We start from the raw sequence: 16200 nt of genomic DNA, 5'->3' as shown, positions 1-16200 counted from the left end.
CGTGTCGCCGTGTCCCCAACATCGGCCTGCCCCACCCTGACACCCGCCCGCACCGACGGAAGGAGACCGCCGGAGGCGACTGATCTCACACTCGGTTTCCCACTGCGGGGCCGCCTCGGCGAGGGCACGGCATGTAGACTTGGGGTACACCCAAACCTTTCTCCGTACCGACGTCTTCACGTCTGTCCAAGCGAGTTCTTGGATCTCTACGGTTTCGGCCCGGATTGCTCACGATGATTGCACAAGCGGCCGCAGGGTAGATCGCCACTACAGTCATCTGCGATCAAGTGTGTGCCGACGTGAGAGAGATCACTCATGACCGATGTGTCCGCAACCGACGAAACCACTCCGAGATTCTCCGAACTGGGGCTCCACCCGCTCGTGCTCAAGGCCGTAGAGGCGCAGGGCTACGAGATCCCCACACCCATCCAGGCCGAGACGATCCCGACCCTCCTGTCGGGCCGTGACGTCATCGGTCTCGCCCAGACCGGAACCGGCAAGACCGCGGCCTTCGCCCTGCCGGCTCTGTCCGACCTCGCCGAGGCAGGGCGCGCCGACGACGGCCCGTTCGCTCTCGTCCTCACCCCCACTCGCGAACTCGCGATCCAGGTCGCCGAGGCGTTCACCTCCTATGCCACTGAACTTCCCGACTTCTCCGTGCTCCCGATCTACGGCGGACAGGCCTACGGCCCGCAGCTGGCGGGTCTGCGCCGTGGTGCGCAGGTCGTCGTGGGCACCCCGGGTCGTGTCATCGACCACCTGAAGAAGGGGTCGCTCAAGCTCGGCAGCCTGCGTCACCTCATCCTCGACGAGGCCGACGAGATGCTCAAGATGGGCTTCGCCGAAGACATCGAAGAGATCTTCAGCCAGGTGGGTGAGGACCGTCAGGTCGCTCTGTTCTCGGCCACCATGCCGACCTCGATCCACCGGATCACCGGCAAGTACCTGGACGATCCGCAGGAAGTTCGGGTCGCCGCGAAGTCGCAGACCGGCGCGAATATCCGCCAGCGCTACTTCATGGTCCAGCATTCGCACAAGCTCGACGCTCTGACCCGCATCCTCGAGGTCGAGGAGTACGAGGGCATCATCATGTTCGTGCGTACGAAGCAGGCCACCGAGGAGCTGGCCGAGAAGCTGCGCGCCCGCGGCTTCAAGACCGCCGCGATCAACGGCGACATCCCCCAGCAGACACGTGAGCGCACGATCGACATGCTGCGTGAAGGCAAGATCGACATCCTCGTCGCCACCGACGTGGCCGCCCGCGGTCTCGACGTCGAACGCATTACGTTGGTCGTCAACTACGACATCCCGCACGACACCGAGTCCTACGTCCACCGCATCGGCCGCACCGGTCGTGCCGGACGTTCCGGTGAGGCGATCCTCTTCGTCACCCCGCGCGAGCAGCGCATGCTCGGCTCGATCGAGCGCGCCACGAAGCAGAAGGTCGAACCGCTGACCCTGCCCAGCGTCGAGGAGCTGACGAACACTCGCGTCGAGAAGTTCACGAAGCGCATCGACGATGTGCTCGCGACCACCGAACTGTCCGAACTCACCGAGGTCATCGAGGCGTACTCGCTCTCCCGCGACGTGCCGGCCTCGAACATCGCGGCCGCTCTCGCCTCCCTCGTCCTCGAGTCGAACACGCTCAAGGCCGAGCCGATGCCCGAGCCGGCGCGCCGTCAGGGCCGTGACCGCGACGGTGGTCGGGACGGCGGCCGTCCGGGCCGCGGCGGACGCGCCCGCGATGAGAACATGACGACCTACCGACTGGCCCTGGGCCGCAACGAGCGTCTCCAGCCGGGAGCCGTGGTCGGAGCAATCGCGAACGAAGGCGGAATCACCTCGAAGCAGATCGGCCATATTGACATCCGTTCGAACCATACGCTCGTCGACCTGCCCAAGGACCTCGATCCGTCGGTGCTGCGCAAGCTCTCCCACACCGAGATCCAGGGCCGTCCCATCGACATCCGTCCGGATTCGGGTCGCCCGGGACGCCCGTTCAAGAAGCGCAACTTCGACAAGCAGCCCGGTGACGGCCGCAACTTCCGCGGTGATCGCCGAGGTGGCAAGAAGTTCGGCGGGCGGGGCGACCGTCCCCGCGACCGCTACTGATCGGAGGTCGTCACGCTGACGCACTCGACCGAGGTGCCGGCGCAGCAGTGAGATCATGACAACGGCCCCGCAGCGGTGACGCTGCGGGGCCGTTATCGTCCCCGTCGGACGTTTCGGCGGCCCGGGCCCTCGTCACAGACTGGGGCCCACGTCACAGACCGGGGCCCTCGTGACGGACCGGGCCTTCGCGTCAGGCCGAGGGTGTGTCGACTGCGCCGCCGAAGCGACGGTCGCGGCGCGCGTACTCCTCGATCGCGGCCCACAGGGTGCGGCGATCGACATCGGGCCACAGCACGTCCTGGAAGACCATCTCGGCATAGGCGGACTGCCAGAGCAGGAAGTTCGAGGTCCGCTGCTCCCCCGATGACCGCATGAACAGGTCGACGTCGGGCACGAGGGGTGCGTAGAGGCGGGAGCGGACGGTCTTCTCCGAGACCTTGCCGGGCTTGAGTTTCCCGGCGGCCACCTCGGCGGTGATCTCATTGATCGCATCGACGATCTCGGACCGTCCGCCGTAGTTGACGCAGAACTGGAGCACCAGGCCCGTGTTGTGCTTCGTCATCTCGGCGGCGGTCTCGAGCTCGTCGATGACCGAGCGCCACAGACGACCGCGCCGCCCGGACCACACGATGCGCACGCCGAGTGCGTTGAGCTCGTCGCGTCGGCGACGGATGACGTCGCGATTGAAGCCCATGAGGAAACGCACCTCTTCGGGTGAGCGCTTCCAGTTCTCGGTCGAGAACGCATACGCCGACAGATAGTCCACGCCGATCTCGATCGCGCCGTGGATGACGTCGAGCAGCGACGCCTCACCGGCCTTGTGCCCGTCCGTGCGCGGCAGCCCCCGCTGGTTCGCCCACCGCCCGTTGCCGTCCATGACGATCGCGACGTGCCTGGGCACGAACTTCGCGTCGATGTGCGGAGGTCTCGCTCCGCTGGGGTGGGCCGGTGGTGCAGGGTAGCTCATGTGCTCTCCAGAACTCTTAAGGATCGGATATTGCGTTCGAGGTGCCACGACACCCAGTCCGAGACCAGCTTCGACCCGTCGATCTGATCGTGTAAGTCTGAGGCCTCGGCCCGCTCCCAGTCTCCGGACAGAAGCGCGGCCATATGTTCGAGCGCATCGGTGTCGGGCAGTGCCGCACCCGAGGGTCGGCAGTTCGTGCACACGGCCCCGCCCAGTGCTGCGGAGAACGCGCGGTGGGGTCCGGGGCTCCCGCACTGGGCGCAGTCGAGCAGGCTCGGTGCCCACCCGGCCACGGACATCGCGCGCAGCAGGTACGCATCCAGCGACAGCCTCGGCGGGTGTTCACGGTTGCACAGCGAGCGGATCGCGGACACGAGGAGGAGGAAATGCGTGCGCGACTGGGGTTCGGCTTCGGTGATGCTGCGTGCCGTCTCCGCCATCACCGAGGCGGCCGAATAGACATCGAAGTCCGTGGCGATTCCGCGGGCGAAGGGTTCGATGAGTTCGACCTGGGTGACGATGTCGAGGCTGCGCCCGACATGGCATTGCAGATCGATGAGCATAAAGGGTTCGAGGCGGGAGCCGAACCGTGATTTCGTCCGTCGCACCCCCTTCGCAACGGCACGGACGAGGCCGCGGCTGCGAGTGAGCACGGTGACGATGCGGTCGGCTTCGCCGAGCTTGTGCCCGCCGAGCACGATGCCTTCATCACGATAGTTGTGCACTCGCCCATTATCGCTCAAGCGCGGCGGGGAATCATCCCGCCGCGCTTGGGCGACTGCTGTGAGATCGGCCGCCGAGGCGGCAGTAACTCAGGCCTGGCGGTCCCGGTCCCGGTCACGGGCGGCGCGGTTGACGGCCGAGACGACGGCCTTGAGCGAGGCCTTCGTGATGTTCGGGTGCAGTCCGGCGCCCCAGACGACGCGGTCTTCGACGGCGAGTTCGACATAGGCGGCGGCGTTGGTGTCGGCGCCGGAGCCGATGGCGTGCTCGGAGTAGTCCTGGAGACGGACGTCGACGTCGAACTGGTCGATGAGGATCTTCACGAGCGCGTCGATCGGTCCGTTGCCGCGTCCTTCGTAAGTGCGTTCCTGACCATCGACGATGAGATCGACCTCGATGCGCTCGGCCGACGAGCCGGCAGCGTCGACGTTGCCCGACTCAGTGCGCAGACCGACGATCTGGAAGCGGCCCCAGGCCTTCTCGGGGTCGTCGGCGGGCAGGTATTCGTAGTTGAAGATGCGGCGGATCTCCTCGGCGGTGACCTCACCGCCGGCCTCGGTGTGCTGCTGCACGGCGCGGGAGAATTCGACCTGCATGCGACGCGGCAGGTCGAGTCCGTGCTCGCTCTTGAGCAGGTAGGTCACTCCGCCCTTGCCGGACTGCGAGTTCACTCGGATGATCGCCTCGTAGGACCGGCCCAGGTCCTTCGGGTCGACGGGCAGGTAGGGCATGTCCCATTCCATGAGGTCGACCGGGGTGCCCTGGGCGTTCGCTTTCTTCTCTCGATCGGCGAAGGCCTTGTTGATCGCGTCCTGGTGCGAACCGGAGAACGAGGTGAAGACGAGGTCGCCGCCGTAGGGGTGGCGTTCGTGGACGCCGATCTGGTTGCATTCGGTGACGGTGTGGATGACTTCGTCGATGTCGGAGAAGTCGAGCTCCGGATCGATGCCCTGGGTGTACAGGTTGAGGGCGACTGTGACGAGGTCGAGGTTTCCGGTGCGCTCACCGTTGCCGAACAGGCAGCCTTCGATCCGGTCGGCGCCGGCCATCATCCCCATCTCCGCCGCGGCCACGCCGGTGCCCCGGTCGTTGTGCGGGTGCAGGGACACGGCCACCTCGTCGCGGTAGGGCATATTACGGCAGAACCATTCGATCTGGTCCGCATACGTGTTCGGGGTTCCGCGTTCGACGGTGGCAGGCAGGTTGACGACGGTTTCGCGACCATCGGCGGGCTGCCACATGTCGAGGACGCTGCCGACGATGTCGAGGGCGAACTCGGGTTCGGTGTCGACGAAGATCTCCGGCGAGTACTGGTAGCCGAAGTCCGCATCGGACAGCAGCGTCTCGGCGTGCTTCATCACGGCCTGAGTGCCCTGCAGTGCGATATCGCGAGTCTGGTCGAAGCCGTCACCGTCGAAGCCGAAGACGACTTTGCGGAAGACCGGAGCCGTCGCGTTGTAGAGGTGCACGGTGGGCATCTTCGCGCCGACGAGGGATTCGACGGTGCGTTCGATGAGGTCCTCTCGAGCCTGCGTGAGCACGGAGATGCGGACGTCATCGGGGATCGCATCCTGTTCGATGATCTCGCGGACGAAGTCGAAGTCGACCTGGCTGGCCGCCGGGAATCCGACCTCGATCTCCTTGAACCCGAGCCGTACGAGCAGATCGAACATCTTGCGTTTGCGGTCGGGCGTCATCGGGTCGATGAGCGCCTGGTTGCCGTCGCGCAGGTCGGTGCTCAGCCAGCGAGGCGCCTTGCTGATGATCTGATCCGGCCAGGTGCGATCGCGCATATCCAGCGCGATGCGGTCCTGGAACGACTTGTACTTGCCGAACGGCATCGGAGTGGGCTTCTGCAGTTTCATTGTTCCTCTAACTTGAGTTTCTCAGCGCTTGACCAGCATACGAGGACTCCGCGACGAGCGTGCTGTACGTTCAGGACTCGTCGCGGCAAGGAAGGAGGAGGATCCTGTGAGCCACACGGCCACCGTAGTCCCCCTCCCTCGTTGCGTCCGAATCCGGTCCACATCCTGAGAACGCCGAGGCGACACCGCCCGATCCTCCGCCGCCCTGTCTGAGGCCGCCCTATTTGAGGAAGTCGGCCGAGGCGCGGCGGACGTTGAAGCCGACTCCGGTGTCGTCGGACTTGCAGGTCATGCCCTCCTTGCTGGAGGTGCAGGTCATGCCCTCAGCGGAGATCGAGTCCCCGTAGCCGAGGACACGTGCCGGGCCGTTGCTCTCGGGAGCGTCGAGGCAGGAGAATCCCGCGCCGTCCCTGTTCGCTACGACGATGGAGCCCCAATCGTCGAGTTCGCAGTCGTCGGGCCTGTCCGGTGGTGAGTACTCGTAGTCCTTGATCACGCAGCGCGCCCGTTCGGAGTCGATGGTGCAGGCGATGTTGCCCGACGGAGAAGCGAAGCTCTCCTCGGCGACGGGAGCCGTCGAGCTGCCCGAATCGGACGGCTCGGGCTCATCGGTCTGACCGATCGAGGGTTCGTCCGTGGGCCCGACCGTGGTGGTGTCTTCCCCCTGAGTGGAGTCCCAGACGATATAGCCGACGATGCCGAGGGCGAGGATGAGCGCGATGGCCGCGAGCACCCACAGCCATACGGGAACTTTCCTCGTATCATTGCGCCGACCATAGGGGTCGTGCGGTCCGCCGGGATTCCCCGGGCCGCCCGGCCCACTCGGACCGCCGGGCCCACCCGGTCCCCCGGTGCCTCCGGGACCGGCAGGTCCGCCCGGCCCATATCCGGCGGCATAGCCGGCGGGTGCGGCGGCATAGCCGGCGGGTGCGGCGGCATACGCGGGACCGCGGCCGGGCTGCCCGTAACCGGGTCCACCGGGGTGGCTGTTTCCGGACCGGGCGGAGTCGGACCCCGTCGGCGACTGCACCGGCCCGACGGCCTGCGGCTGCGACGCTGCGGCCTGCGCTGCGGCACCGAATTCGCCGCCCCACTGTCCCTGCTGGGGATGGGGTGCGGGCTGCGGGTTCCACTGCTTCGGAGCCGAGGGCGCCTCAGCCGCGGCGATGTCATCGGAATTCACTCTGCGCGGCGCGGCGGGCAGTCCGCCGGTCTCATACCCTTCGGCGGCGGCGAGTCCGCGCAGCTCTTCGAGGCTGAGAACCTCGGTGGCATCGGTGCCATCGGACTCGACCATCGACCGCAGCCTCTGAAGTTCTGCGGGCGTCAGCGCTTGGGTGGAGCCATCGGCCGCGGAATCATCCTTGCCGATGAACAACTGGGTTGTGATCGACTCGGGAGACTCCTCGGCCGGTTTCCGACGCCCGGGGCGCGGAGGATGGTTCGGCACAGGTGGAATGCTCATGAGGTCATTTTCGCATAGTCGCTGCCGGGGAGTTCGCATCCCTCATGAGATGATGGCCTTATGTCCGATGGAGCCTTACGACGCGCGGCGGTTCCCGCGCTTGTCGCCTGCGCTCTGCTCGTGATCGCCTGCGGCGCCGATGCCGACGGCGGCACGGACGATTCCGCAGCTGCCGAATCCGCCGGATTCGCCGCTCCCGCGCAGCAGACGAACGTCGGTGATTTCGCAGCCCCGGCCCAGGATTCGCCCAGCGGGACCGGGCCCACATCGCCCGCATCCGACAAGTCGGACGCCGAGGCGACCGGCCCGGTGAATCCCGTTCCAGTCCCGGGTCTGGCGCAGGAGTACACCGACCAGATCCCGGCAGAGACCTCGCAGGTCCTCGTCGCGACCTCGCCGACGGCCGATGCGGAGACGTCGAGCCTGAGCTTCTATGAGCTCACTGACACGACGTGGAAGAAGCTCAAGACCTTCGACACCCACAACGGTTCGAACGGGTGGCTGAAGGACCGCCATGAGGGCGATAAGACCACTCCGATCGGTGTGTTCACGCTCAGCGACGCGGGCGGGTTCAAGGCCGACCCGGGCACCGACCTTCCCTACACCCAGGACGATCGGCTGCCCTCCTCGGCGACGGTGGCCTATGGGGCCGACTACGCATCGGTCTTCGACTACATCATCGCCATCGACTACAACCGCACGCCCGGCACTCCGCCGACGGACAAGACGCGACCGATGGGCTGGGACAAGGGCGGCGGAATCTGGCTGCACCTCGACCACGATTCGGGCACGAACGGCTGTGTCACCCTCGATGAGGCGGACCTCAAGTGGATCATGCGCACCCTCGATCCCGAGGCCCATCCGCGCATCGCCATGGGGCCGGCACCCGAACTGAAGAACTAGCAGAGCCGAAGAAGCAGGAGAGCAGGATCCCGTGCGCCGTCTCATCATCTCTCTCGTCCAGTCGATCAACGGGTCGTTCGCCGAGGACGGCTGGTCGACCGGGGTGTCCACGGACGCTGACTTCCGACGTTTCCTCGCCCTGCGCCGCAGCGCGAACGCGATCATCATCGACCGGCGCACTGCGCTCAATCCGCAGCTGCCTGTCATCAACGCCGCCGGCAAAACCCTGGAGCACACGCCCGTGCATGTGCTCACCGAGTCCGATCCGATGTCCCTGCAGGCCGAGCTCGATGCCCGCGGTCTCGACTATCGTGCCCGGCATTTCAGTCCGGCCACCATCACCGAGGTGGCTGCCTCACTGCCGACGGCACCGTCGGCCGAATCGGCACCGACCGACGAGGCGGTGCTGCTGTGCGAGTCGGGCCCGAATCTCGCGTTCCGGCTGCTCGAGCACTATCCGGGCGCGGAACTGCATCTGAGCGTGAGTCCGCGCTATCTGCGCACTCCCGGCAGCCATTTCTCCGGGCTCGAGGCCGCGATCGACCTGCACCTCATCGATGTCCGCACGGAGGACGACCAGGTCTTCCTCCGCTACGAACGCGGCTGAGCCGGAGGCTCAGCCGGCCGAGGTTCCCTCGTTCGCGCGGATCTCCGTGCTCACGTCGAAGCGATCGGGTGAGTCGAGGATCGCGGTGATCCCCTCGGCCACCTCGGCGAGGGGGACGGTGTCGACTCCCCCGGACAGGTCATTGCGGTCATCACCGCCGATGGGGGCCATGATCCGCAGTTCGCGGAAGGCCACGCCCGTCGATTCCGCCGCAGCGACCTCGATGAGCATCTTCTGCGCGGCACCGAAGACGCTGATTGCCCCGGACCCGGCGAGCGCCTCGACGCTGGCGACGCCGTTGAGGGCCAGGTGGACGAAACCCTGGTCTCCGCTCCTCCGCGCCGACGCCAGGGACTGCGAGAGCGCACACGCGGTGAAGTGCCCGCGCAGATAGGAGTCGTAGTCCGCATCGAATTTCGCCAGACCTCGGTCGAGCACCGGTTCGTCGATGTACCACCCGCCGATGGCGGCGATGACGGCATCGACCGGAGGCAGGCCGGCGGAGGCGAGCGCCGAGGTGACCGCCTCCGGTTCGTCCACCCAGTCCGGCACGGTCACCGGAGTGTAGGCCGTCTTCGTATCCGGAGGGCGGCGGACGATCCCGGTGACCGTGTGGTGCGGACCGAGCAGCTGGGCGAGTCCGGTTCCGACGTGGCCGGAGGCGCCGAAGAGGAGGATGTGCATGAGGCGAGTCTATGTCCCTTGCTCTTCAGGTTCCTCCCTCTTCGGCCCCCGGCCGCCTCCACGGAGGACAGCGCTATCTGCGGGTATGGACCTTGATGCCGGTCTTCTTCGTATAGGTCATATAGCCGCGTTCGAAGTTCTGGCGTTTGACACCGTTCTTCACGGTCCGGTCAGCGGTGGGCAGACCGAGCTTGCTTCGTTCATAGCCCAGCTTCTTCCACTTCGTGAGGAAGCCTCCGTAGATGACATCGCTGCCTGTCTGCGGTGACCAGGTGATCATTCCGGAGTGGAATCTCTGGTATCGAGCGCTCTTCCGATATTTGAAGGTCTGCTTATCGCTGCTGGGGAACCCGAGGACGCCTTTCTCATACTTCACTCGCTTGTAAGCGACACGGATCTGGCCCTTGGTGAGGAAGTGCGCACCGGTCGATTTCGACCAATACACGGTGCCCTTGGCGAACGACTGGTAGGCACCGTTCGGATTCTTCAGCTTCTTCTCCGAGCCGACCGGTTTGCCGGTCTTTCCCGCGTTCTTCTGATAGTACGAACCGATTGCGCCCTTCGTCGGGTACGTCTTCGGCTTCGGTGCCGGACTCTTGGTGGGCGCCTTCGTCGGTGGCGGGGTCAGCTCAGGCACCAGTGCTTTGGCTCCCGTGCGGATGCTGCCGAGCTTGTTGTAGAACGCGAGTCCCGGGCATTCGGTGTAGCTCGTGTCCCGGTGTCCGGCGACGACGTTGAGGCTGACCTTCTTGCCGAGGGCGTACTTGCTCGTGCCGCCCCCACCGGAGGTCAAGGTCATCTTCCCGGTGGGGTTGAAGCCGTACTGCCCTGCTTTCCACGCGACGAGGCGCTTGACCGAGGTCTGTGCTGCCGAACTCGGAGCCGCCGACGAATAGGTGCCGAGCACGCTGATGCCGATGGTCCATGAATTGAACCCGGAGGCGTGTGCTCCGGTCACTGCCTTGTCCAGGCTGCCGGCACGGCCCTCGTACATGGTGCCGTATTTGTCGACGAGGAAGTTGTACCCGAGGTCGCACCACCCGCGGTTCTGCGTGTGGAAGGCGAGGTAACCGCGGATGATCGCCGGTGCCTGTGCTTTCGAGTACGAGTTCGAACCCGCTGTGTGGTGGATGAACACGCCTTTGGCCGATGACGTCTTGTCCGTGGCGCAGCGGACGAGCTTCTCATCGGCACCCCACTGTTTGCGGGTGACGATCTTGGCCCGCAGATCCTTGGCCGAGATCTGCGCGTCGACTGCCGGTCCGGTGGCCGAATGCGTGCTCACTCCCCCAGCGGACTTCGCGACCTGTGCGTCAGCCTTGGTGACTGCAGTGGACACCTGGGTGATCTGCAGATCATCGGTATCAGCCTGCTTGTCTGCGGCGCGCACCTCGACAGTGTCCGAATCGAGCACCGGAAGGGCAACGGATTGCGACTGGTGTGAGGCAGCGGGAAGCTGAGCGGCCTCTGCGGAAACGGCGTCGGGGCCTCCCTCGTCATCGGTCGGCAGGCTCTCCCACGCCGACCAGCTGTTGCCGTCACGAGTGCGGATTTCGAGTTCGGGATCTTCCCCTTCCCACGTGGCACCGATGATCGTGACGTCGGAGGAATCGACTGGCAGAGTCGTGACCTCATCAGTCTGGGCATCGACGGTCCTCTCGGAGGGAGTGCCGTCGGCGGCAGAAGCGCCGGGCGTGTTCGTGTGTGTTTCCGGTGTGGCGGCGAGCGCCGGTCCCGATAGGGTCGCAGTGAGGAGAATTCCGGTGAGTGCCGAGGCGAGGAATGGCAACGGTTTCATCAGTTATGGTCCTTGAGGTCGTCCATGACCAAGTGAGCGTTCTTCTCACTGGATGGGGCCGAATTACGGGCACCCAGTGTGACCGCAGGATTATCTTAAGATTATTCTCAGATTTTCGGAAGTGGGTACTTCAGCAGATGGCTGATCGCCGCGAACTCACTCGACTCGAGGCAGTCCTCGACGCCTTCGCCGACCGCGTTCTCCCCCGCGTCCCCGCCGGAATACGGGAGTTCCTCGCCTTCGGAATCAAACAGGCGTGGGCGTGTCTCTTCGGTGCTCTCATGCTGGCCGCGATCATCCTCACCGCGTGGCTCTACCCCGATGACGCGGCCATCGCCCGCAACGACTTCCTCGTCGTCCTCGCCGTGCTCATCCAGATCGGCATGCTCGTCGCTCGACTCGAGACCGGTCGCGAGCTCATCGTCATCATCGTCTTCCACATCGTCGGCACCGGCATGGAGATCTTCAAGACCGCAGTGGGTTCATGGAACTACGCCCCCGGCGGGGTCCTCCACATCGGCGCAGTACCGCTGTTCACCGGGTTCATGTACGCCGCCGTCGGCTCCTATATCGTCCGCGTGTACCGTCTCTTCGACTTGCGGTTCAGCCATTACCCGCCGAGGTGGCTGACCGTGATCATCGCCGCCGCCGTCTACGTCAACTTCTTCACCCACCACTTCATCGTCGACCTCCGACTGCTCCTCGTCTTGGCCACCGTCATCGTCTTCTTCCGCTGCCGCATGTACTTCCATATCCATCGCAGGACACTGACGATGCCCGTGCTGCTGGCCTTCCTCCTCGTCGCCTTCTTCATCTGGGTCGCTGAGAACATCGGGACCGCTGCCGGGGCCTGGCTGTACCCGAGTCAGGACGACGGCTGGCATCTGGTGCCGCTGACGAAGCTGGTGGCGTGGTTCCTGCTCATGATGATCTCCGTCGTTCTCGTGACCTTCGTCCACAGACCCGGGCCGCCTGAGGTCCACAGCCCCGAGCCTCCTGACACCTATACTTGCTGAGAACCGAAACTTCCAGGACGGCCGAAGGAGACTCATGGCGGCACCCGATGCGCAGGATGAGAACGAATCGAGCGCATTGCTCAAGGTGCTCCGCCCAACCAGTGGATCCACCCTGTCGGTCAGCGCTCGTGTGCTGCTGCGCATCATCGCCGGAGTCCTGATCCTCGCTGTCATCCTCGCCCTCGTCGGGCTGTTCCTCGTCCGCCGCTCCTTCCCGACCACCGACGGCGAGATCTCGCTGCCGGGGCTCGACGCGCCGGTCACCGTCCACCGTGACGAATCGGGTGTGCCGACCATCGAGGCCGAAACCGCCCATGACCTGTTCCTGGCTCAGGGGTACGTCCACGCTCAGGACCGGTTCTGGGAGATGGACTTCCGCCGACACGTCACCTCGGGACGACTCTCCGAACTCTTCGGCGAATCCCAGCTGGGCACCGACACCTTCATCCGCACACTCGGCTGGCGGAAGGTCGCCGAGCAGGAGGTGAAGAAGCTCGACAAGACGAGTCTGGGCTACTACGAGGCCTACGCGGACGGGGTCAACGCCTACCTCAAGGACAAATCCCCCACCGAGCTGTCCCTCGAATACGCCGTCCTCGGCCTCGAGACCGGCAGCACCGAGGTCGAGAAGTGGACCCCGGTCGACAGCGTCGCCTGGCTCAAGGCCATGGCCTGGGATCTGCGATCGAACCTCGAAGACGAGATCGACCGGTCGATCCTCAGCTCGGAGCTCACCGACGAGCAGATGAGCGACCTCTATCCGGACTACCCATATGCCACGCGTCCGACGATCCTCGGCGGCAGAGCCGGCGACAAGGCACCGAAAGACCGCAGCGGCGACGACGTCGAACAGAAGCCGCGAGTCGGCGACCGTGCACGGGGGGACGATGAGGCACGGGCCGGAGGCACCGTCACCGAGGCACCCCGAACGGGGAACACCGCCACCGAGGCGGCCGTCCCGACCGCTGCTCTCCTCGAACTGCGGAATACGCTCATATCGCTGCCGCCGATGCTGGGACAGAACAGCGACGATATCGGGTCGAACTCGTGGGTGATCTCCGGGGAGCACACGAACACCGGTCGACCGCTGCTGTCCAATGACCCGCACCTCGCCCCGGCGATGCCCTCGGTGTGGTACCAGGTGGGACTGCGATGCAAGAAGGTCACCGACGAATGCCCCTTCGACGTCACCGGTTTCTCCTTCTCCGGACTGCCGGGAGTCGTCATCGGCCACAACCAGTCGATCGCCTGGGGACTGACGAACCTCGGCGCAGATGTCACCGACCTCGTGGTGGAGAAGATCCGCGACGGTAAGGTCATCCACGACGACGGTGACGAACCGCTGCAGGTGCGCAAGGAGACGATCGAGGTCGCGGGCGAGGAGCCGCGCGAGATCACCATCCGCTCCACCCGCAACGGCCCACTCGTGTCGAAGCTCGACGGCACGTATCGCAAAGCACTCGATGCGACGACCGGGGTGGATTCGCAGGACCCGAAGTCGGGACCGGCCGAGGAGCACTATGGTCTCGCCCTCGATTGGACGGCTCTGCGTCCGGGCACGACCGCCTCGGCGGTGTTCGCCATCAACAAGGCCACGAACTGGCAGGAATTCCGGCACGCGGCGTCCCTGTTCGACGTGCCCTCCCAGAACCTCGTCTACGCCGATGTCGCCGGGAACATCGGCTATCAGGCCCCCGGGATGATCCCACGCCGAGGCAAGGCCGACGGCACCGTGCCCCGCCGCGGGTGGAAATCCGACGAGGATTGGCAGGGCTGGGTCGACTTCGAGGACCTCCCACACCTGTACAACCCCGATCGCGGATGGATCGTCACCGCGAACAACCCGGTCGCCGCCCCCGGCGAGACCGTGCAGCTGGGCGGGGACTTCGACTACGGAGATCGTGCCCGACGCATCACAAAACGCATCAAGGACGCGGTCGACGAGGGCCGGAAGCTGCGGCCGATGGACATGGCGGAGATCCAGGACGACGACCAGAATCCGTTCGCCGCGAAACTCGTCCCCGAAGCGGTGAAGATCCACTCCCATGGTGACGAGGACATCCTCGAGGCGAAGAAGCTGCTGAAGAGCTGGAACGGCTTCGACTCCGCGAACAGCGCGGGCGCCGCCTACTTCAATGTGCTCACGAAGACGCTGCTCGAGCAGACGATCAGCTCGAAGCTGCCCGACGGGGTGTCCCCCTCGGGCGGTTCACGGTGGCACCTCGTGCTCGCGGAGCTGCTCGAAGATCCGGATTCGACGTGGTGGACGAGCAAGGGCGTCGAAGGTCGGGACGAGGCTCTGCGCAAGGCCATGAAGACGGCGTGGGCGGAGACGGAGGACCTGCTGGGACCGGAGCCCGTGACGTGGCGGTGGGGAATCCTGCACCGGCTGACGATCCGCAACGCCAGCCTCGGCGAATCCGGGATCACACCGGTGGAGAAGCTGTTCAACCGCGGCCCCTATGAGGTCTCGGGCGGCTCGGGAGTCGTCCATGCCACCGGCTGGGACGCCTCGGTCGGCTATGAGACGAACTGGGTGCCGTCGATGCGTCAGACGGTCGATCTGTCGAACTTCGACGCGTCGAACTGGATCAACCTCACGGGAGCATCCGGGCATGCCTTCCACCGCCATTACGACGATCAGACGAATGATTGGGCCGCCAATGTCAATCGCCCTTGGCCGTATTCGAAGCAGGCGGTGGCCGCGGCGGCTGAGGACACGATCACGCTCGAACCGTGAGGGCACCGTGAGGGCAGAGCCTCAGTCCTTGGGCAGGATCTTCGCCTCGAGGAAGTTCGCGACATCGTCTTCCCAGCGCACCGGGTCGATGTTCCATTCCTTCGTGTGATGAGCCTTGCTGTATGCGGGCATCGTCACCAGGTCCCGCCTGACCCCGGCCAGAGCGTGAGACGGTCCGGAGGGGACGAATTCGTCGTCATCGGAGTGGATGAGCAGCACGGGCACATCGAGTTCGGCGGCGCGGGTCACCCAGTCCATGCGATCGAGGTCGAGCGGGGTCTCCAGCCCGGTGATCGGACGGGCCCACGGCTGGGTGATCATCTCGAGTGTGAGTTTGGCGATCGGCGTCGGCAGCAGGTTCTTCTTCGCCTGCCCGTCGAGCACATTCACCCAGTCGACGACGGGCCCGTCGAGGACCAGTGAGGTCACGAATCTGCGGTTGCGTCCGCGGGAGGCCGCCTGCAGGGCGATGGCACCGCCCATCGACCAGCCGAATAGCACGATGTTCTTCGCCCCGTGTGAGACGGCGAAGTCGATGGCCGCGTCGACGTCGATCCATTCGGTGTCGCCGAGTCCGTAGCGTGATGTGGTCTCCACTCGCACCTCGGCGTCGTTTCGGTAGGACATGGCGATCGCCGGCACTCCGAGGGTGTTGAGCACGGGGGCGGCACGCAGGCCTTCGGCGCGGGTGCTCCCACGACCGTGGATGAGGATCGCCCAGGTGTCCTGCGGCTCCGGGTGATCGGTCGGCAGCAGCCATGCGGGCAGGCTCCCGGCATCGGAGCGGATCTCGATGTCCTCGAAGTTCACGCCGGCCGCGATCGGATCGGGATAGACGATGCCGGTCCAGCGTCCCCGCCAGGCCCGGCGGATATCACCGCGGGTGACGGACAGGATCTCCCGGGAGACGGTGCGCGAGCGCGGATCGTATTCGACGATGTCGCCGATCACCGCGTGTCCCGAGCCCTGATTGAAGTAGAGCCCATAGGTGCCGGGCACCGTGGTCTCCTCATCGGCGGGCAGGTGGATGCGCATATTCGGCGGGAAACCGTCGATGTGCAGGATGTCGAGTTCTTCGGGCGCATTCTCCGGAACGATGATCTTCCGGGCGAAGTAGGCAGCCAAGCCCGACGACGCCACAGAGATCAGGGCACCGAGTCCTGCGCCGACGCCGATACCGGCGGCAAGCAGGCGGGCGGGGAACTTCGTGTCGCGGACCATGAAAACCTCCTGTGTTCATTGTTGCCTACGGAATGATCAGGCACCAAACGCTGTTGTGCGGAATGGGCGAGTGCTGCTCGCGGTTGCACTCACCAGGGG

At 65.5% G+C, this 16200-nt stretch carries 12 protein-coding genes; 5 read left to right on the top strand and 7 right to left on the bottom strand.

The window, feature by feature from the left end; all coding sequences use genetic code 11:
• Positions 1-315 precede the first annotated feature (315 nt).
• Positions 316-2112: a DEAD/DEAH box helicase gene (locus tag BLIN9172_RS00700; protein WP_101553410.1), complete on the top strand. Its 1797-nt coding sequence runs from the start codon at positions 316-318 to the stop codon at positions 2110-2112.
• A gap of 190 nt (positions 2113-2302) precedes the next feature.
• Here the strand turns inward: BLIN9172_RS00700 and BLIN9172_RS00695 are convergent, their stop codons facing one another.
• From BLIN9172_RS00695 to BLIN9172_RS00680, 4 genes are all read right to left on the bottom strand, one after another.
• Positions 2303-3079, bottom strand: coding sequence for an isoprenyl transferase (locus BLIN9172_RS00695; protein WP_101553409.1), 777 nt, complete (start codon positions 3077-3079; stop codon positions 2303-2305).
• Positions 3076-3804: a DNA repair protein RecO gene (recO, locus tag BLIN9172_RS00690; RefSeq protein ID WP_101553408.1), complete on the bottom strand. Its 729-nt coding sequence runs from the start codon at positions 3802-3804 to the stop codon at positions 3076-3078. Before recO ends, BLIN9172_RS00695 begins: the two co-directional genes overlap by 4 nt.
• Positions 3805-3891: 87 nt before the next feature.
• Positions 3892-5667, bottom strand: a complete 1776-nt coding sequence (gene leuA, locus BLIN9172_RS00685; protein WP_101553407.1) for a 2-isopropylmalate synthase — start codon at positions 5665-5667, stop codon at positions 3892-3894.
• 220 nt (positions 5668-5887) lie between these two features.
• A complete protein-coding gene (locus BLIN9172_RS00680) occupies positions 5888-7132 on the bottom strand; it encodes a DUF6636 domain-containing protein (RefSeq protein ID WP_101553406.1) in 1245 nt (414 codons plus the stop codon).
• Positions 7133-7192: 60 nt separating this feature from the next.
• Between BLIN9172_RS00680 and BLIN9172_RS00675 the strand changes: the two genes are divergently transcribed.
• Positions 7193-8035, top strand: coding sequence for a L,D-transpeptidase family protein (locus BLIN9172_RS00675; protein ID WP_101553405.1), 843 nt, complete (start codon positions 7193-7195; stop codon positions 8033-8035).
• A 31-nt stretch (positions 8036-8066) separates the two neighbouring features.
• A complete protein-coding gene (locus tag BLIN9172_RS00670; protein ID WP_101553404.1) occupies positions 8067-8642 on the top strand; it encodes a hypothetical protein in 576 nt (191 codons plus the stop codon).
• A gap of 9 nt (positions 8643-8651) precedes the next feature.
• On the opposite strand, the gene BLIN9172_RS00665 is transcribed toward BLIN9172_RS00670, so the two are convergent.
• Together BLIN9172_RS00665 and BLIN9172_RS00660 are read right to left on the bottom strand one after the other, a co-directional pair.
• Positions 8652-9326: an NAD(P)-dependent oxidoreductase gene (locus tag BLIN9172_RS00665; RefSeq protein ID WP_101553403.1), complete on the bottom strand. Its 675-nt coding sequence runs from the start codon at positions 9324-9326 to the stop codon at positions 8652-8654.
• A gap of 73 nt (positions 9327-9399) precedes the next feature.
• Positions 9400-11124 (bottom strand): N-acetylmuramoyl-L-alanine amidase, encoded by a 1725-nt coding sequence (locus BLIN9172_RS00660; RefSeq protein ID WP_101553402.1) that lies wholly within the window; start codon positions 11122-11124, stop codon positions 9400-9402.
• Between the two features lie 137 nt (positions 11125-11261).
• Here BLIN9172_RS00660 and BLIN9172_RS00655 point away from each other — a divergent pair, with 137 nt between their 5' ends.
• A complete protein-coding gene (locus BLIN9172_RS00655) occupies positions 11262-12140 on the top strand; it encodes a DUF817 domain-containing protein (protein ID WP_101553401.1) in 879 nt (292 codons plus the stop codon).
• Positions 12141-12174: 34 nt separating this feature from the next.
• Entirely contained in the window at positions 12175-14880 is a 2706-nt protein-coding gene (locus tag BLIN9172_RS00650; protein WP_101553400.1) for a penicillin acylase family protein, read from the top strand.
• A gap of 21 nt (positions 14881-14901) precedes the next feature.
• On the opposite strand, the gene BLIN9172_RS00645 is transcribed toward BLIN9172_RS00650, so the two are convergent.
• Positions 14902-16101: an alpha/beta hydrolase family protein gene (locus BLIN9172_RS00645; protein ID WP_101553399.1), complete on the bottom strand. Its 1200-nt coding sequence runs from the start codon at positions 16099-16101 to the stop codon at positions 14902-14904.
• Positions 16102-16200: the final 99 nt, after the last annotated feature.

This window comes from Brevibacterium linens ATCC 9172 (assembly GCF_900169165.1).
Classification (GTDB): Bacteria; Actinomycetota; Actinomycetes; order Actinomycetales; family Brevibacteriaceae; genus Brevibacterium; species Brevibacterium linens.
Note: the sequence above shows the minus strand (reverse complement) of the source record. Positions and strands in the feature narration are given on the sequence as shown.